The organism is Dehalococcoidia bacterium (genome assembly GCA_041649635.1).
Classification (GTDB): Bacteria; Chloroflexota; Dehalococcoidia; order E44-bin15; family E44-bin15; genus JAYEHL01.
On record JBAZMV010000001.1, the window covers coordinates 273,362 to 291,761 of the forward strand.

At 44.8% G+C, this 18,400-nt stretch carries 17 protein-coding genes; 15 read left to right on the forward strand and 2 right to left on the reverse strand.

Annotation, left to right across the window (positions count from 1 at the left end):
* Positions 1-19: 19 nt before the first annotated feature.
* On the forward strand, positions 20-400 hold the full coding sequence (locus WC562_01320) for a response regulator (protein MFA5054799.1): 381 nt from the start codon (positions 20-22) through the stop codon (positions 398-400).
* Between the two features lie 55 nt (positions 401-455).
* Here the strand turns inward: WC562_01320 and WC562_01325 are convergent, their stop codons facing one another.
* The gene (locus WC562_01325) at positions 456-1,316 is read right to left on the reverse strand and encodes a rhodanese-like domain-containing protein (GenBank protein ID MFA5054800.1); all 861 of its coding nucleotides are present in this window, start codon (positions 1,314-1,316) and stop codon (positions 456-458) included.
* Between the two features lie 41 nt (positions 1,317-1,357).
* The gene (locus WC562_01330; protein ID MFA5054801.1) at positions 1,358-1,708 is read right to left on the reverse strand and encodes a Rieske 2Fe-2S domain-containing protein; all 351 of its coding nucleotides are present in this window, start codon (positions 1,706-1,708) and stop codon (positions 1,358-1,360) included.
* 407 nt (positions 1,709-2,115) lie between these two features.
* Here WC562_01330 and WC562_01335 point away from each other — a divergent pair, with 407 nt between their 5' ends.
* From WC562_01335 to WC562_01400, 14 genes are all read left to right on the forward strand, one after another.
* Positions 2,116-4,917: an oligosaccharyl transferase, archaeosortase A system-associated gene (locus tag WC562_01335; GenBank protein MFA5054802.1), complete on the forward strand. Its 2,802-nt coding sequence runs from the start codon at positions 2,116-2,118 to the stop codon at positions 4,915-4,917.
* A gap of 129 nt (positions 4,918-5,046) precedes the next feature.
* The gene (locus WC562_01340) at positions 5,047-6,018 is read left to right on the forward strand and encodes a GDP-mannose 4,6-dehydratase (protein MFA5054803.1); all 972 of its coding nucleotides are present in this window, start codon (positions 5,047-5,049) and stop codon (positions 6,016-6,018) included.
* 49 nt (positions 6,019-6,067) lie between these two features.
* On the forward strand, positions 6,068-7,852 hold the full coding sequence (locus WC562_01345; protein MFA5054804.1) for an ABC transporter ATP-binding protein: 1,785 nt from the start codon (positions 6,068-6,070) through the stop codon (positions 7,850-7,852).
* Between the two features lie 117 nt (positions 7,853-7,969).
* Positions 7,970-8,701 carry an FkbM family methyltransferase gene (locus tag WC562_01350; protein MFA5054805.1) on the forward strand — a complete coding sequence of 244 codons (732 nt, stop codon included), beginning with the start codon at positions 7,970-7,972 and terminating at the stop codon, positions 8,699-8,701.
* The gene (locus WC562_01355; GenBank protein ID MFA5054806.1) at positions 8,698-9,351 is read left to right on the forward strand and encodes a hypothetical protein; all 654 of its coding nucleotides are present in this window, start codon (positions 8,698-8,700) and stop codon (positions 9,349-9,351) included. Before WC562_01350 ends, WC562_01355 begins: the two co-directional genes overlap by 4 nt.
* A gap of 242 nt (positions 9,352-9,593) precedes the next feature.
* Positions 9,594-10,184: a class I SAM-dependent methyltransferase gene (locus WC562_01360; protein MFA5054807.1), complete on the forward strand. Its 591-nt coding sequence runs from the start codon at positions 9,594-9,596 to the stop codon at positions 10,182-10,184.
* A 9-nt stretch (positions 10,185-10,193) separates the two neighbouring features.
* Positions 10,194-11,162 carry an NAD-dependent epimerase/dehydratase family protein gene (locus WC562_01365; protein MFA5054808.1) on the forward strand — a complete coding sequence of 323 codons (969 nt, stop codon included), beginning with the start codon at positions 10,194-10,196 and terminating at the stop codon, positions 11,160-11,162.
* Positions 11,159-12,487 carry a nucleotide sugar dehydrogenase gene (locus WC562_01370; GenBank protein MFA5054809.1) on the forward strand — a complete coding sequence of 443 codons (1,329 nt, stop codon included), beginning with the start codon at positions 11,159-11,161 and terminating at the stop codon, positions 12,485-12,487. The genes WC562_01365 and WC562_01370 overlap by 4 nt, the downstream gene beginning before the upstream one ends.
* Before the next feature lie 2 nt (positions 12,488-12,489).
* Positions 12,490-13,266 carry a class I SAM-dependent methyltransferase gene (locus WC562_01375; protein ID MFA5054810.1) on the forward strand — a complete coding sequence of 259 codons (777 nt, stop codon included), beginning with the start codon at positions 12,490-12,492 and terminating at the stop codon, positions 13,264-13,266.
* 26 nt (positions 13,267-13,292) lie between these two features.
* The gene (locus tag WC562_01380; protein MFA5054811.1) at positions 13,293-14,183 is read left to right on the forward strand and encodes a hypothetical protein; all 891 of its coding nucleotides are present in this window, start codon (positions 13,293-13,295) and stop codon (positions 14,181-14,183) included.
* A gap of 113 nt (positions 14,184-14,296) precedes the next feature.
* Positions 14,297-15,235, forward strand: a complete 939-nt coding sequence (locus WC562_01385) for a sugar transferase (protein ID MFA5054812.1) — start codon at positions 14,297-14,299, stop codon at positions 15,233-15,235.
* A 142-nt stretch (positions 15,236-15,377) separates the two neighbouring features.
* Complete coding sequence (locus WC562_01390; protein ID MFA5054813.1) at positions 15,378-16,205, forward strand: hypothetical protein; 828 nt, start codon at positions 15,378-15,380, stop codon at positions 16,203-16,205.
* 42 nt (positions 16,206-16,247) lie between these two features.
* Positions 16,248-17,351, forward strand: coding sequence for a glycosyltransferase family 1 protein (locus WC562_01395; protein MFA5054814.1), 1,104 nt, complete (start codon positions 16,248-16,250; stop codon positions 17,349-17,351).
* A 75-nt stretch (positions 17,352-17,426) separates the two neighbouring features.
* Positions 17,427-18,371 (forward strand): GDP-L-fucose synthase, encoded by a 945-nt coding sequence (locus WC562_01400; protein ID MFA5054815.1) that lies wholly within the window; start codon positions 17,427-17,429, stop codon positions 18,369-18,371.
* Positions 18,372-18,400 lie beyond the last annotated feature (29 nt).

An 18,400-nucleotide genomic window follows, 5' to 3' on the forward strand; every position in this document is an offset into this window, starting at 1 on the left:
ACGAACGCAGGAGCTTGACGTGAAAGCCATCAAGACGGTATTGATAATAGAAGACGACCCGTATAATCGCGAACTTGAAAAGGCCTTATTCGAACGGGATGGATACACTGTTCTTGAGGCTGGGGACGCGGAAAAAGGCATCACCATTGCAGAAGCTAAAAAACCCGATTTGATAGTGCTCGATTATCAGTTGCCGCGAATCGGCGGCCTTCAAGTTCTTGAGAGCTTGAAGAATAATCGCAAAACCCGGGAAATACCCTGCGTGTTTGTCACCGCCTCGGCAAGCGAAGATCAGCTAGGTAATTTGAAAACATCCAACGCTTGCGGGTATATTACCAAGCCTGTCGATACCAGGACATTCGTGGAACAGGTGATTAAACTGGCCGGCGAAGGCAAATGAATCGGTAGTACCCAGACTGACGATATTGTTTATATCTTCGATATCTCCCTGACGGCTACTTCCGCATGACCCGGGACAGCTGATTCAGCAGTGTGGCGGCATGGCCGCGTTCGTCGTGCGACAGCCCGTGCAGCAGGGCCCTGACCTCTTCGTCGTCGACGACGGACGCCGCTCTCTTATAGAAATCGTTGGCGATGTACTCCCTCTGGATGGCTATCTCAAGCACATCAACCTCGCTCTTAGCCTCTTCTTCGGCCTTCATCAACGCGGCGCTGACCTCGATATCAACACCCTTGGATTCTTTATCGATCTGCTGCAGGTATTTATCTATGTTAGAAAACACCGCGCTCTCCGGGATTTCTCCCGTCAGTCGCAGGAACAAACGCCTCATGTGGCTCAGCTCCACCTCGGCAAGCTGCTGGAACATGGGCCTGGCCAGCTCGAACTGCTTTTTATCCCTGGCCGCGGTATAGAAATCGTAAGCCATCTTCTCCATCTTCATCGCGATTATCAGGACATCCTTGACGCTTGCCGCCTTCCCGATAACCCGGGGCTTCTTCTCCGACTTTCCTTTCAGCATCTTAAAGCCCAGGTTGTTCAGACCGCCTTCGATAACATATAAATCCTTTAATCCCAGATCGCAGAGCGCTATGGCGGCGGCCATGCTCCTTCTCCCTGAACGGCAATAGATGATGGCCTTTCTGCCGCCGTAAAGCTCTCTGTACATCTCGTCCCGCCGCGACTCCAATTCATCCAGCGGCATGAGCAGGGCGCCGGGCAGGTGGCCTTCCTCGTATTCCATCGGCTGACGCACATCGAGCAGAACAAACTCTCCCTTTTCATCTCCATCGAGGATGGCCTTAACCTCATCCGGGCTCAGTGTTTTTATCTCATCGACAGCGCTGCTCAGCTTCATGGCACGCCCCCTTTAAATCCATCTGTTTAAACAGTATCGGCTCAAATATCGATCATGATCCCGCCGCCCTCGATCTTAGTCTTATATACGGTCAAAGGCCTCTCTGGCTTAATTATACCGCCCACTTTAGACAGCACCCCTGATTGTTTCAACCAGCGCACAGCATGACCGTCCGTCACATCGAACTGTGAGCCGTGCTTAGGACAGGTTACCACGGAGCCTTCCAGCTTTCCCTGGGCCAGCCTGCCGCCCAGATGCGGGCATTTTCCGGCGACAGCGTAGTATTTGCCGCCGACGTTAGCGATTAATACGACCCTATCTTGAACCGCGACCTCTTTCATCCGGCCTTCGCTTACTTCATCCGCTTTGCATGCTAACACAAAATCACCCATTTTTATCCTCCGCTTTTCCGCTACGCCGAAATCATCATGGGAAATATAAGATAACCTTGCCGGTGCCGCATTGTCAATCCCGCCCTGTAAAAAAAAAAATATATATATATACGCTAACAAAATGCATGGGACAATTAAACCATCGTGTAGGGGCGACCACGAGGGTCGCCCACCGGAGGGCAGGCACAAGACCTGCCCCTACAAGACGACGATACGTAGGGTGGGCTGCGCCCACCGAATGATATTTATGAGATTGCCACGTCGTCCTTCCGAACTGCGGAAGGACTCCTCGCAATGACAGGCTTAAACAGAGGTATCCTATCTCGGATAATATCCCCTTTTGCCGTATCTGTTGCTATTGCTCGTTGCTTAGTGTAAAATGCCTAACATAATCGGGAAGCAGAGATATGCTATATATTCAAGAACTGTGGCGTAAAATCGCCGACACCCACGAGAGCATCAGGGGCAAAATCCCCGGCAAGGCCAGATGGGGCATCATAGCGCTCCTGGCCGTTCTATCCTTCATCATATTCATATTCTGCGCCGAATGGCTGATGACGCACCTTATAGCCATGCTTCCGATCTTCTACATCGCCGCGGTACTGGCCGTAGGATTCAAGAGAGCGCTCTACGGCACGGCGATATTCCTGTTCTCCTGTTTCGCCCTCTGGCTGCGCACGGGCCCGCCATACGACGGAGTCCTCGGCGGCAGCTACGTAATGTTCGCCGAGAACGACGGCTGGTACAACATGCGCCTGATTGAGAACCTTGTACATCATTTCCCTTTCAGGAACACGTTTGAGCCTTACACGCTGTATCCTACCGGTCAGAGTATTCCCTTCGCGCCGTTCTTCGACTGGTTCATCGCGCTGGTAATATGGATAGCCGGGCTGGGGCATCCCTCTACAGACCTCATAGAAAAAATGAGCGCATATTTCCCTGCTGTTATGGGAGCGTTAACCGTAGTTCCGGTATATTTCATTGGTAAGGAGATATTTAATCGAAACGCCGGTCTCTTGGCCGCCGGCTTGCTCGCGATATTGCCGGGCGAATTCCTGTTCCGCTCCATTCTGGGCTTCACCGACCACCATATAGCAGAAGTGCTCTTCAGCACGACAAGCATATTATTCTTCATCATGGCGATAAAGCGGGGGCAGGAGGCTCAGCTTACATTCAGCCGGATAAGACAGAGGGAATGGAGTAGTTTAAAGAAACCAGTATTATTTGCGTTGTTATCCGGCTTCTTCCTGGGGCTCTATATACTATCATGGATCGGCGCAGCGGTATTCATCTTCATAATACTGGTATATGTATTTGTTCAGTACGTAGTTGATCACCTAAACGGTAAGCCGACCGACTATCTGGCCTTAATAAGCATGCCTGTGCTTCTGATAGCTCTGCTGATATCAGCAATATTCTACAAATATCTCTTATGGGGAAACTTCGTCCTCGGTGGGATGGTTATTGGGTTGCTCGGTGTGGCAGTTTTTGGAATAGTCTCTTATCTCATGGTACGAAAAAACATTAGAAGAATATTTTTCCCGATAACAGTAGCCGTGATAGCAGGCGCTGGAGTCGGGCTTCTTTATTTAGGCTGGGAATCTCTATATCATGACATATTCAATAGACTGGGAACACTGGCACCTTCATCACAAACGCTGACCATAATGGAGGCCCAGCCTTTACTTTCAGGATTCGACCTATCCCATCTAACGGACCACAGGCTCTGGACTTACTTCACCACAGGGTTATTCATGGTGCCTATAGCATTTCTGTTGATAAAATATTCCGCTGTAGGAAAAACTAAGATAGGAAGATGGCTATTCTTGGGTTGGATCGGGGTGCTGGTGCTTACTGTGATAATCGATCAGGTGACTTCCATGCCCTGGCAGATATACCTAGTGGAAGGCATAGCTATAATTGCGCTATACGTATACTTCGAGAAAAGTTCCGCCAGGATAATACTCTTAATCTGGAGTTTCGTGACTTTAATGGCGCTGTTATCGCAAACACGATACGCCTACTATTTCGCGATTAACGTAGCTTTATTGAGCAGCTATATTCTCTGGAAGCTGCCGGGCTGGATAACCTGGCTGCTGGCTTTGGCGCACTGGAAAGAAGCGCCGACCGAAAAAGAAGCCAAGACCCGTGCGGAAAAGAAAAGGGCCAGGGCTAAGAAAGAACAGCAGACATCCGTATATCTGCGACCCAGATACATATCAGCGGCGCTGACCATAATAGCCGTCTTCTTCCTGACCGTTTATCCCAACGTGATATACGGAACCTACGATGACAGCGGCTGGTCACCCAAGAAATCGGCCACACTATACCTAACGTATCATCCTTACGGCGCCAACACGGACTGGCATGAAGCCCTCACCTGGATGAAGAACAATACGCCCGAGCCGTTTGGAGATCCCGATTTCTACTACGCGCTGTACGACGCGCCGAAAGTTGGAGAAAGATATGACTATCCCGATTCGGCATACGGCGTGATGAGCTGGTGGGACTACGGCCACTGGATAACACGCATAGCGCACCGCATACCCAACGCGAACCCGTTCCAGGCAGGTATAGGCGGCGCAGGCTCAGGTGGAACCATCCGGCCGGGAGCGAGCACATTCATGACAGCGCAGAATGAGTCCACAGCAAGCTGGATAATGGATGAACTGGACTCAAGATACGTCGTTATCGATATCGAAACGGCATATGGGAAATACCACACCATGGTTACATGGTCCGGCAATAAAGTATCCGACTTCTATGACATCCTGTACATCGGAGACAAAGGGGAATACAGGACTTATGATGATCCCGGCTCGCGATCGGCCGAGCTGCAAATCTTCTTCACCCCCTACTATCAATCCATGTGCGCCAGGCTGTACAACTTCAACACGGAAGCCGCCGTGCCGAATAATTCCACATTCGTCATACTGTACGCGGAAGATACGGATAGTAGCGGCGAGAAATACAGGTACATAGCCGATGTAGCCAACAACGGCAAAGCCTTCACCACTTACGAAGAGGCGTTGGGGTTTCTCGACGACCACCCGGACTACATACTCATCGGTCTTGACCCGTTCAGCAGCCCCATCCCGATCGATGCTTTAGAGGAATATGAACTGATACACTCTTCTCCCACACCTAATTGTGTAGGGCAGAACTATCCATACGTTAAAGTCTTTGAATACACGGGATACGAGAAGTAAATCGTACTAATCCATCACCTGCTCAATATCGAAAAGCCAATCGTGTTGATATTGTTTTCAACCACATTCATAACTATAATAAATCTATCGAAAATCAAGATTAATCCTGCATAAGAGGAAAGAGCTTAAATGAAAAGAGCTTTGATCACGGGCATCACGGGCTTCGCCGGCAGCCATCTGGCCGAACTCCTGTTGAATAAAAAGATGGAAGTATACGGGACGGCGCGCTGGAGAAGCAAGCTGGATAATATCGAGCATATCAAGAACGATATACACCTGCTTACCGCCGACATGAGAGACGGACACTCAATGGAAATAGTCCTTGCAGAATCGAAACCGGACTACATATTTCACCTAGCCGCGCAATCATTCGTGCCCATGAGTTGGCGCGCACCGGCCGATACCATGGAGACCAACGTAATAGGCACAATCCACCTTTTCGAAGCAGTAAGAAAATTAGACATCAATCCTAAAATACAGGTTGCAGGTAGTTCAGAAGAATATGGCATGGTTGACCAAAATGAATTGCCCATCAAAGAGGATAACCCGCTCAGGCCTCTGTCTCCCTACGCAGTATCAAAAGTAGCGGTTGATAAGTTGTCCTATCAATATCATATGTCATATAAACTCAATATAGTCGTAACTCGCGGCTTCAACCATACCGGGCCTAGAAGGGGAGAGGTCTTCGTATCGTCAAACTTCGCCAAGCAGATAGCCGAGATAGAGAAAGGCGCGAGCCCAATCATTCACGTCGGCAATCTGAAAGCCATGAGGGATTTTACCGATGTCAGGGACATGGTAAAGGGCTATCTGCTGGCAATTGAGAAATGCCAACCGGGAGAGACATATAACATATGTTCCGGTAAAACGGTAAGGATACAAGAGCTGCTTGATATACTGATGACCATGACGCCTAAGAAAATCAAAGTTCAGCAGGACCCCGACCGCATGAGGCCTTCCGATGTCGAGGTGCTTCAGGGAGATTGCACCAAGTTTAAGAAACAGACGGGATGGAAACAGACCATACCATTCGAAAAGACAATGGAGGATTTGCTCAATTACTGGCGGGAGAGGTTACAAGAGAAACAAGTTCGTAATTGACTAACACATACTAAGATTATTATTTAAAAAAGAGGCAGAAAAAGAGAGTATGCCGAAGGAGCGCAGCAACAGTTTACAAACATTATGGTTCTTCTTGAAGCCATATAAGCGCTATCTTGCCATCTTGCTGGTACTCTCCCTGTTAAACGGCTTCCTTGAGACCCTACAGATGGCAATGCTCTTCCCCATTCTTAACGCCAGCCTTGAACAAGGAGCAGCTTCATACGGAGCGTTCTTCAGCATATTGAATTCGCTGTCAGAAGTAATGCCGATCGATGACCCGTTGCTATCGAACTGCACTCTGTTTGTGATATTTACCGTTTTGTATTGCTCATGTAGGTTAATCTATGCTAATCTCTCGCCCAGGTTCACAGCCAGAATCGTGAGAGATCACGAACAGGAGGTATTCCGCAAATATACAGAAGCGGATTATCGCTTTTTCGCAGACGTCAGACAGGGAGACCTTCTGTATAAAGGATCTCAGGCTCCCCAGTTTATAGGCTATGCAGTTATAGCTTTGACCAGATCGGCGGTAGAAATCGTACTGGGAATTTTTGTTCTTTATTTGTTAATATCTCTCTCATGGAAAGCCGCCATCGCTGTGGTGATCGCCGGCGCCGGCTATTATTACTTTGCTCAATATCTTGGTAAACGAATATCATACGTAACCGGTAAAAAAATGCTCCAAGAGATTGAAAATGAGAATGTTATCATCAACGAATACATAAACGGCGCAAAGCAGATACGTGCCAGCGGAAACTCGGATAAATGGACGGAGAGATTCAATCAGGCAGCTTTTTCACGCTGGAAACACTGGTGGATAAACCAGTTTTGGAGTCAGGTCCCCACCCACCTCCTGGAACTTTTGATGTTCGGAGCCGTCGGCATTATATTAATCATAATAAGACTATATTCCCCGTACCAGTTCTACTCCTTGATACCTCTATTCGGCACATTCGCGTACGCCGTATTTAAGCTGCTGCCCAAGTTGACAAACACGGGGAGAAATCTTATGGACGTAGTCCACTGGATACCAAATCTGGAGACGGTGAGAGAATTTCTTCTCGATGAGCACTACACTCAAATGGAGAACGGCAGTACCGAATTCCATGACATCCAGCACGGCATCGAACTCAAATACGTGAGCTTTACTCATACGAGCAGGGAACATACGCTGGACGATATTTCCTTAAGCATAGAAAAGGACAGGGTTACCGCGGTCGTGGGGCACTCCGGTTCCGGAAAGTCCACCATCGCAGACCTGTTGCTGAGACTATATGATGTAGATAAAGGACAGATACTTGTAGACGGCCGGGATATAAGAGAATACGATATCTTCACTTTCCTCGGCAAAGTCGGGTTTGTAGGGCAGGAAACGTTTATCTTCAACGCCTCCATAAGAGATAATATCGCTTTCGGCAATGAGCATTTGGACGAAGAAGTAGTAGAGGCGGCTAAGCTTGCCAATGTCCACGAATTTATCACAGAACTACCCGAGGGATACGATACTGTAGTAGGCGACCGCGGAATAAAGCTCTCCGGCGGGCAGAGACAGCGCATCGCGATCGCCAGGGCAATGATACGTAAGCCTCGGTTCCTTATACTGGACGAGGCCACAAGCTCGCTGGATAATATCTCGGAAGCCGTTGTTCAGAAAGCCCTGGACAGGGTGGCCGAGCGCTGCACCACGCTGGTGATAGCCCACCGGTTGACTACTATTAAGGATGCAGACATAATCTATGTTCTTGACAACGGAAGGATAGTGGAAAACGGTACACATACACAGTTATTGGAACGTCAAGGCACGTATTCCAAAATATACAGAGAAGGTTAGAGAGAGAAATCTTAGCGGGTAGTTTAATATTGCCTAATACTAAAGTATGATATTCACATGATTGACACAATGAAAAACATTTTACATCGTCTTGTGAGCGTCCTCCGAGAAGGGAAAGTGAAAGAACCGGTTTTTACTAGAATACCCGGGGATGATCCTATTGAGTTAATAGCATATTATGATGAATTCAAAGGATATTATCCCGATTGTGAAATTAAAACTAAAGAATGGTTTGTAAATAATGTTCAGCAGGATTGGGTGATATTCGATTGCGGCGCTAACATTGGTTATTATAGTATCCTTTTTTCGCGTTTAGCTCCCGGGGGGCATATCTATGCATTTGAACCAACCAGTACATATGATATGTTAATAACCAATTTAAACCATCATAAAGCCAGCAACGTAATACCTGTAAAAAAAGCCCTGGGTAAAAACACAGGTCAAATAAGAGATTCGATATTTCGTATTTGGGGACATGACCCCGAGAAACAGAATTATTCTTTCACGACAATAGATGATTTTGTGAAGGATAACAATTTGGCTCGATTGGATTGTATCAAAATAGACGTAGATTCTTTTGACTTTGAGGTATTACAGGGTGCAAAAGATACTATGATTAAGTTTGATCCATTCATAATTGTTGAGTTAAACCACGCATTAAACAAGCGCCATCAATACGTACCTCAAGTATTACACTGGTTAACTAATCTCAGTTATAAATCCATTTATGCCCTTGATTACGATAATTTCTTACTAAAGCGTAACTTTACCCCGAATAAAATCGAAGAGTGGCCAGATATAAAAATGTGCTTTAATCCAAGGAACTACGAAATCTCAAAAGAAGGGTGAAAACAGTGAATATTCCTTTTGTGGGATACTTAGATATCGAAATTTTAAAGAGTACTGTGCCAAACCCTACATTTAGAAAGTTGATTCATTGGATAGACTATATTAATTGGAAAAGACGCGGAAAACCTGTCCCACCGCCGCATCTATACAAACAGCAAGTGGTAAGAAACTATGCAGATAAATATGGATTAAAAATTCTTGTCGAAACAGGAACATTTTATGGTGATATGATTGAAGCTATGAAACATTGTTTCGATGGAATATACTCCATTGAATTAAGTAAAGCGCTATATGAGAAAGCGGCAACTAGATTTAGTGCTGAAAAAAATATAGAAATAATTCATGGTGATAGTGGACTTGAGCTTGGGAATCTGATTAATAGAGTAAACCAGCCAATTCTATTCTGGCTGGATGGACATTATTCTGGGGGAGTAACAGCTCGCGGTGTAAAAGATACGCCAATTTACGATGAACTAGAACAAATCTTTAACAATCAGGCAAGCAAATATGTGGTGCTTATTGATGATGCACGATGCTTCGGAGCCAGAGCAGACTATCCTAGCATCCAGTTGCTTAGTGATTTTATCAAAACAAAGATGCATGATGCTAAGATTGAAATTGAATGTGACATAATAAGAATTACACTATGAAAGCTAATCGCCTAACAAATTACTACATTTGACCGTCAGCCAAAGTGTTTTTCCAAAATAAGATTATTTCACATGTACGTATAGATAGAAACCAGGAGAAGTGAGGTTTCTTAAATAAGGAGTGTAGCAAATTGATTCTGAGGTTACTTAATGCATTTTACTACTTGTTATTTAGAAGCAACCAGAAAATTCCCAATTTAGTTGGTGACCGAGATATTGAATGGTCTTGGATATTATCACAAATGCCTTCGGGCCCAGGAGAAGCGCTTGATTTCGGTCCCGGAGGCAGCTCCCTCGGACTTACCGCCGCTCAGCGAGGATTCAGAGTAACCGCTATAGACCTCGCACCGGTGAAATGGCTTTACACACATCCCAATCTTCAATTCATCCACGGCGATATATTGAAACTGGCTCTCCCGAAAAATAATTTCGACCTTGTTATTAACTGTTCAACTATAGAACATGTCGGTTTAGCCGGACGATATGGAGTAACAGAAGATAATTCTGACGGCGACCTGGAAGCTATGAAGCGCATAAGCGAATTAATGATACCGGAAGGCATAATGCTGCTCACTATCCCGGTAGGAGAAGATAAAATCTTCGCTCCCATGTCTCGCATTTACGGCTGCCAGCGACTTCCGCGGCTTCTTCAATGTTACACGGTAGAAGAAGAGGCTTTCTGGATCAAAGATAGTCAGAACAGATGGATTTTATCGGGGAAAGACGACGCCTTGAAATTCAAGGCTTCAGCAGGTTCACGGAACCCATTGCGGAACGTCTACGCGTTGGGATGTTTCGTTCTGAGAAACACATCGGCTTTATCAGCAGTATAAGGAGAAACTATGAAAAAAGCATTAGTATGCGGTGCAGGCGGGTTTATTGGAAGCCACATGGTAAAAAGGCTAAAAAAAGAAGGCTACTGGGTCCGTGGGATAGATCTAAAAAAGCCCGAATTCGCAGAGACACAGGCGGATGATTTTATCGTTGGAGATTTGAGGGAACAGAGCGTAGTACGGAAGGTGGTTGATTCTCCATTTGACGATGTGTATCAGTTCGCGGCGGATATGGGCGGCGCCGGTTTCGTTTTTACAGGAGAAAATGACGCCGATATAATGCATAACTCAGCTCTAATAAATCTGAACGTCGTTGAGGCCAGCTATAAAGCAGGCGTTAAAAGGATATTCTATTCTTCTTCTGCATGTGTGTATCCAGAGTATAATCAGATGGATCCGGAAAACCCCAAATTGGCGGAGGATACGGTTTACCCGGCGGCTCCGGACAGTGAATATGGCTGGGAGAAACTTTTCAGCGAACGTTTGTATCTATCATTCAATCGAAATTGTGGAATGAACGTACGAATAGCGAGATTCCATAATATCTTCGGGCCGGAGGGATCGTGGAACGATGGACGTGAAAAAGCTCCGGCCGCTTTATGCCGTAAGATCGCTAAAGCCCCTAACGACGGAGAGATTGAAATGTGGGGTGACGGCCTTCAAACACGCTCTTTCCTGTATATTGACGAATGTTTGGAAGGGGTAAGACGATTGGTGGAATCAGACTTCACAGGACCGGTAAATATCGGGTCAGAGGAGATGGTGACAATCAATCAACTCGCAGAAATGATCATGGATATCGCGGGGAAAAAGCTCTCGATTAAACACATTCCGGGGCCACTCGGGGTTCGCGGCCGCAATTCAGATAACCGGCTGATCGAAGAGAAACTGGGATGGAAACCATCGGCACCTCTGTCCAAAGGATTGGAAAAAACATATCGCTGGATTGAGAAAATGGTTGAAAAGGAAAACCGATGAACAGCATTTCGGTATTCGGTATCGGCAAATTAGGGCTTCCTCTTGCTGCTTGCCTGGCAAATAAAGGCTATAATGCTATCGGTGTTGATCTGAACAAGGCCGTTATCCAAGCGGTGAATAAAGGTGAAAGTCCTTATTATGAACCGGGCCTGTCCGAATTAGTAAAGTCAGCGGGAAAGCGATTAACGGCGACACAGGACTATCGCTATGCCGTGATTAACTCAGAAGCAAGTTTTATTGTGGTCCCTACTCCCAGTCAGGATGACGGAAGTTTCAGCACCAGATATGTAGAATCAGCCGCTAAACAGATAGCCGCCGCGCTAATTGATAAGCCTGATTTTCACCTTGTCGTGGTTACCAGTACCGTGCTGCCCGGAGCCACCGAGGGTGTGATTAAACCCTTGCTGGAAACAGCTACGGGTAAGAGATGCGGCAGGGATTTCGGCCTGTGTTACAGTCCTGAATTTATAGCGCTGGGCAGTGTCATAAGGGATTTTACCCAGCCTGATGTAGTGCTAATCGGAGAATCGGACACGAAGTCAGGGAATATGCTGGCTGAAATCTACAGCAATGTATGTGAGAATCAACCTCCCATTGTCAGGACAGCGATTCAAAATGCGGAACTGGCTAAAATCTCCCTCAACGCTTACGTTACCATGAAGATAACTTTCGCGAATACTCTGGCTGAAATAGCGGAGCGGATTCCGGAAGGAAACGTTGATACCATAAGTAATATGCTTGGATTTGACTCCAGGATAGGCAGGAAGTACCTGAGCGGCGGTCTTGCCTACGGCGGGCCCTGTTTCCCAAGAGATAATAAAGCCTTTGCTTCCGTCGCACGTAAAGTTGGGTGCAAAGCACTGTTATCAGAGGCAACCGACCTTGCTAACCAGTTACAGAATCAGAGAACAGTGGACTTAATTGAAAATAAACTTGGCAATTTGAAGGGTAAAGCTATTGCAGTCCTTGGGTTGACTTATAAGCCGAATACTGATGTTATTGAGGAATCGAGCCCGGTGAAAATCTCACGGAGTCTTCTGCAGAAAGGCGCGGTAGTTTCCGTTTATGACCCCGGCGGCATGGAAAATGCAAAAAAAGCGTTTTGCCAAGAAAAGCCCGTATATGCCAGCTCAATAAAAGACTGCCTGCATGACGCCGAGCTTTGCGTCCTGGCAACTCCGTGGGACGAATTTAAAAAACTGACGCCTGAGTATTTTATTCAAAACATGAAGAAGCCCTGTTTGCTCGATTGTTGGAGACTTTTTTCTAATCGACCGGAATTCACGGAGAAATTAGACTATTTTGCTATTGGGTTGGCAGCATAACTATGAATAAATATCTAAACGAAAAAAACATTAAAGACTACTGGGAGAAATGCACCCCGATGAGCTTCGCGGCCGAAAAGTGGAGCTATGAGCAGAAAAGGGAATTCAGATATACTTTGCAGGATTATATGCATAGCTCGTTTGGATTTGGTGAATGGTCGGGTAAAGAGGTGTTGGAAGTAGGTTGTGGATCGGGCGTGGATGCTCTGGAGTTTGCCAGATATGGAGCAAAAGTTACAGCTACTGATATGACCGACAACGCCGTTAACCTCACAAATCAGATGGTAAAAGAAGCGAAATTGCCTGTCAAAGTGATCCAAGCTTCTGCAATTAACCTGCCGTTTCCCGACGCCAGTTTTGACTGTGTCTATAGTTATGGGGTATTGCATCATATACCTGATATCGAAAAGGTGCTGTATGAGATAAAAAGAGTTATGAAGGAAAACGCACAGCTGCTTGTCATGCTTTACCATAGAGATAGTCTTCTACATGCATATAGTATTATCTATCGCCACGGTATAAAGAGTGAACTGCTCTCGAAAGGTGTTTGTACAGAGCAAGATTTGGTTTCTAAATACTCAGAGCGCATAGAGGGATGCCCTTACACAAAGGTATATACAAAAGAGGAGGCTCGGGCTCTGTTTTCAAGATATTTCAATGATGTTGACATCACTGTAAGGTACAATGTTATAGATACCGATAAACAGAGAAAGGTAAAGTTCAAACTATCTGACGAATGGGAGCTCGGCTGGCACTTAATATTGAAAGCAATGAAGTAGCGACTATTACAGGATAACATAGTACTATGTTGACCATATTCTCTATTCCAAAACCATTTCAGGGGCACATAGACGTGATCCAAAGAACTGCTATCCAGAGCTGGAAATTGCTTGGACCTTATTGTGAGATCATTTTATTCGGCAATGAGAAAGGTACTGCTGAAATCGCCGCTGAACTGGGTATCCGACACATACCCGAGATCGAACGCAATGAGTATGGAACCCCGCTTGTTAATAACCTGTTTGATAAAGCCCAGGAGTTGGCTAACTATGACATCTTATGCTATGTAAATGCCGATATCATCCTTACGCAAGATTTCTCAATTTCTGTCCAAAAGGTGTCTAATAAAAAGGATCAATTCCTGCTTATAGGACAAAGGTGGGATGTAGAGTTAAACGAGCCTCTTGATTTTACAAATCAACGGTGGGAGCTAGAGATACGCCGTTATCTGGCAAAGTATGGCAAACTTCACCCCGCCACAGGAATAGACTATTTTGTGTTCAGAAAAGGTCTATGGGGAGATATACCGCCTTTCGCTATAGGAAGAACCGTATGGGATATTTGGTTGGTTTACAGGGGCCTTTACCTAAAAGTCCCGGTTATTGATGCCACAAAGACCATCACCGCTATCCATCAGAATCATGATTATTCTCATAATGATAGAGGGATAATAGGAATCTGGGATGGACCTGAAGCCCAGCAGAATCGCCAGTATTATAAAGGATATGCAGGTAATCGTTTTTTTGCAATACGCGATGCTACCTGGGTATTGACCAGCAAAGGCGTGAAGAGGGCATCACCAGTGAGAGTTCTCTATTACCGTACAATAGCAACGAGCAAACCCTATATACTAGCCCCTACGAGACTGCTTCGAAAAGTACACAAATTAATAAAAGATAAGGGCTCTAAGACTTAGAGCCTAATACCCAGATCCAGTAAAAAAGACATTACTTTCAGTCGCTAACCCGCATAAAAATTCAGAAACTGGAATTATTATCCATATTTACTTATGATATACTGACTTTACTGATGAATAAAACGGGGATAGCTTTATTCACTTACAATAGGCCGGAGCATACGGGTCAGGTCCTCCAAGGTCTGATGAGGAATGACATAGATAAATTGTACGTTTTTTCTGATGGCTATAGAGATGAGAGGGACAGGATTACGGTTCAACAGGTGAGGAAGCTGCTAGCAAATATCACCTGGTGTGAAACTGAGATAATCGAAAGCGATACAAACAAAGGGCTGGCCGACTCGATAGTATATGGTGTTAATTACGTACTTGACAGACATGAAAGGATTATAGTTCTTGAAGATGATTGTGTTCCTTCAGCAGATTTCGTTTCTTTCATGCAAAAGTGTTTCGATAAATATGAGTATAATGAACAAATAATGAATGTCGCCGGTTATTCACTACCTATAAAGATTCCTCAGAGTTATCCATACGATATCTATTTCTCTTACAGGCCATCCTCCTGGGGATGGGGAACATGGAGAAGGGCATGGCACCATTTTTCACGTGACAAGGCGATTTTAGATGAGATAAGAAACTCTAAGGAATTGCACAAGAAGGTAAACCAGGCGGGAGAAGACTTAGTCCCGATGTTGGAAAGGCAAATTCGAGGAGCAATCGATTCATGGGCCGTGTTTTTTGCTTTAAGCATTATCAAAAATGACGGCTTGTGCGTAGTGCCGGTCCATTCCAGGATTAAGAACATCGGTCATGATGCCTCTGGTACTCACTGCGGAGCCAATCAAAAATATAATGTTGAGCTGTATAAAGAGACTATCGGAAACCCGGTATTGCCAGATGAAGTGGTAATTGATGACCAAATTATCCATAGAATCAGGCAGTTCTGTAGTCCTACCATGAGCGAGAAGGTTATTAATTTTATTGTACAAGTATTACAGCCTATAGGGATATATGAATTGTTTAGGTGGACAAGAACACATTTTAAGGCATAATAATGCAGAAGCTTAATCATTATAGGCTGCAGGCTGCAGGATTAGGGAGAATGTTATTAAGGTAAACTTTTACATTCAAAAACTGAAGACTGCGTTCAATAGCAATGCAAATCTACAAAGTCTTTTGGAACAGCAATCGTTAATGCTTGGTAGATTACTGTCAGAGCTTATCAAGTCTAAGAACCGTATAGCTTCTTTAAGTGAAGTGGAGTTTAGCGTTTTTTCTCAGTGGGGCGATGACGGAATCATACAATATCTCGTGAACAATATTGAATTCCCAAATAAGACCTTCGTAGAATTTGGAGTGGGTAACTACAGGGAATCTAACACTAGATTTCTCATGATGAATAATAATTGGTCTGGTTTAGTAATGGATTGTTCTGAATCAAACGTATCACAAATAATTAATTCTGAATACTTTTGGAAGCATGAAATATTAGCAAAAGCCATATTCATAGATAAGGATAATATAAATAGTTTGCTATTATCATCCGGATTTGACAAAGAGATCGGAATTCTCCATATCGACTTAGACGGAAATGATTATTGGATTTGGAAAGAGATTGATGTAATTAGTCCTATCGTAGTTATACTGGAATACAACAGCGTTTTGGGAATCGATAGAGCTATAACCATCCCATACCATAAGGCTTTTTCCCGGACAAAATCACACTACAGCAATTTATATTGCGGCGCATCTCTTCGCGCACTCCACCAATTATCTACAGACAAAGGATATTCGTTTATAGGATGCAATAGCGCTGGCAACAATGCCTATTTTATCAGGAAAGATAAATTGAATGAGAACATTCGCGAAACGGCATTAGAAACTGGTTATGTCCTCTCTAAATTTAGAGAAAGCAGAGATAGAAATGGTCGTCTAACCCATTTAGGTGGTATTGACAGAATAGAAGCTATTAGAGGGATGCCTGTCTTTAATATTGACAATAATCAAGTTGAAAAAATATGATGGCAGCAGGGCTTAAGATGTGGCGAAAACGGGTTTCCTAATATGAAAGTTTTTTTTGATGGCGAGATATTTACTTTTCAACGGCAAGGAGGTATCAGCCGGCTTTTCTTTGAATTGATGCGTTTATTTGCCCATAGTGAGAACATTGAACAGATATTGTATAGAGGCAGTTACGTTGACCATTACCCTTTTCGACAAGAGTGGTTTAAGTGCTATTATGGAGTTAGGTGGCCTTTTAAGCGCGGAGTTCAAGTTATTCGTCCCCTTGATGACCGTGTTATTGAGTTATTATATATCACAAATGCAACTCCAAAAATAGTGTATCACTCTACCTACTATCGCATTCCAAAACGGCAAAAAGGGCCTATAGTGATTCATGCTTATGATATGATCCATGAACTATACAACGGTGACAACAAGACTATAAAGAAAAAAAAGACTGCTTTTGAGACAGCAGATCTGATCATAGCGATATCGCAGTCAACTAAGGACGATATTTGTCATCTGTACGGCATAGACCCTTCAATCATTGTAGTGGCGTATCCTGGAGTTAGCGATGTGTTCCGTAGTCGGCATTCGGATACAGTATCCCGTTCAGAGCAAAGAAGTGACGATAGTAGACCTTTTTTTCTCTATGTTGGACATCGCGGTTGGTACAAAAATTTTGACATACTCCTAAATGTATTTATTGAACGCAGATATTATCAGGACTTCGATCTTATTCTGGTAGGGGGGACCAAGACTCTATCCGCTAAACAACAAGGGGCCATAAACAGAACTGGGACAAGACAGTGGCTGAAACAGAAGTATTGTGACGATATGGAACTGGCAAATTTATACGCAAACGCAACAGTTTTCATATGCACATCACTATATGAGGGATTTGGCATTCCCTTGATAGAAGCAATGGCATGCGGTTGCCCGATAATTGGACCGAACACATCTTCTATACCAGAAGTAATCGGAGACACAGGCTTATTGTTTGACCCAAAAGACCCGAGCGACTTGGCCAAGCAGATAGAAAGAGTGGTTAATGACGTCTCTTTATCAAATGCACTTTCTGAAAAGGGGCGACTGCGATCAGAAAACTTCACCTGGCAAGCTATGGCTGATACAATTCATCAAGTATACTTGAAGTTGACATGAAACCTTGTATGGTACCTTGTTAGCGGGCTCTGTACAACCGATATAATTACCAAATAAGTTATGGGAGGTAAATCGATGGCATTCTGGAACGGAAAGAGAGTTCTGGTAACAGGCGGTGCCGGGTTTGTAGGCTCCTTTTTGGTGAAGAAGCTGAAGGAAAAAGGCGTAAACGAAAAAAATATAATTGTTCCTAGAAGCAGAGATTCCGACCTCAGGAAGTGGGAAAACTGCGTTAAAGCGGTAAATGGTTCAGATATCGTGATTCACCTGGCTGCCGTAGTAGGTGGAATAGGATTCAACAGGGCATACCCGGGCACGCTGTTTTATGACAATATCATAATGGGCGCCCAGATGATGGAAGCTGCAAGACAAGAAGCAGTAGAGAAATTTGTGGCAGTAGGAACTGTCTGTGCATATCCAAAGTTCACACCCGTGCCTTTCAAGGAAGAAGCTCTATGGAACGGTTATCCGGAAGAGACAAACGCCCCTTACGGTCTGGCGAAAAAGATGCTACTTGTACAGTCCCAGGCGTACCATCAGCAATACGGCTTCAATTCCATCTATCTGCTGCCTGTAAATCTCTACGGTCCAGGAGATAACTTCGATATAGCAAGCTCTCATGTCATACCGGCATTGATCAAGAAATTTATAGAAGCAAAGCAGAACAATGAAACCGTAGTCGAGGTATGGGGCACGGGCAGGGCTTCAAGGGAATTCCTGTACGTTGAGGACGCAGCGGAGGGAATAATCCTGGCTGCTGAAAGATATAATAAGCCGGACCCTGTTAATCTAGGCTCCGGATTTGAAATCCCGATAAAAGACCTGGTCAAATTGATAGCAGATCTGACGGGATTTGACGGAGAGATAAGGTGGGATGCTACTAAACCGGACGGGCAGCCCAGAAGATGCCTAGATACAAGCAAAGCTTGGGAGGAGTTCGGATTTAAGGCGAGAACAGATTTTAGAGAGGGTTTAAAGCACACAATTGATTGGTATTCAAATAATACAACTGGAGATTAGTGCGGTTTCCCCTCTTTCCTAGATTTAAT

Coding starts and splice junctions, on each gene's coding strand:
- WC562_01345 (MFA5054804.1), top strand. CDS start 6,068: ATGCCGAAGGAGCGCAGCAACAGTTTACAAACATTATGGTTCTTCTTG.
- WC562_01380 (MFA5054811.1), top strand. CDS start 13,293: ATGTTGACCATATTCTCTATTCCAAAACCATTTCAGGGGCACATAGAC.
- WC562_01385 (MFA5054812.1), top strand. CDS start 14,297: ATGAATAAAACGGGGATAGCTTTATTCACTTACAATAGGCCGGAGCAT.
- WC562_01340 (MFA5054803.1), top strand. CDS start 5,047: ATGAAAAGAGCTTTGATCACGGGCATCACGGGCTTCGCCGGCAGCCAT.
- WC562_01390 (MFA5054813.1), top strand. CDS start 15,378: ATGCTTGGTAGATTACTGTCAGAGCTTATCAAGTCTAAGAACCGTATA.
- WC562_01360 (MFA5054807.1), top strand. CDS start 9,594: ATGCCTTCGGGCCCAGGAGAAGCGCTTGATTTCGGTCCCGGAGGCAGC.
- WC562_01330 (MFA5054801.1), bottom strand. CDS start 1,708: ATGGGTGATTTTGTGTTAGCATGCAAAGCGGATGAAGTAAGCGAAGGC.
- WC562_01395 (MFA5054814.1), top strand. CDS start 16,248: ATGAAAGTTTTTTTTGATGGCGAGATATTTACTTTTCAACGGCAAGGA.
- WC562_01365 (MFA5054808.1), top strand. CDS start 10,194: ATGAAAAAAGCATTAGTATGCGGTGCAGGCGGGTTTATTGGAAGCCAC.
- WC562_01400 (MFA5054815.1), top strand. CDS start 17,427: ATGGCATTCTGGAACGGAAAGAGAGTTCTGGTAACAGGCGGTGCCGGG.
- WC562_01375 (MFA5054810.1), top strand. CDS start 12,490: ATGAATAAATATCTAAACGAAAAAAACATTAAAGACTACTGGGAGAAA.
- WC562_01325 (MFA5054800.1), bottom strand. CDS start 1,316: ATGAAGCTGAGCAGCGCTGTCGATGAGATAAAAACACTGAGCCCGGAT.
- WC562_01335 (MFA5054802.1), top strand. CDS start 2,116: ATGCTATATATTCAAGAACTGTGGCGTAAAATCGCCGACACCCACGAG.
- WC562_01370 (MFA5054809.1), top strand. CDS start 11,159: ATGAACAGCATTTCGGTATTCGGTATCGGCAAATTAGGGCTTCCTCTT.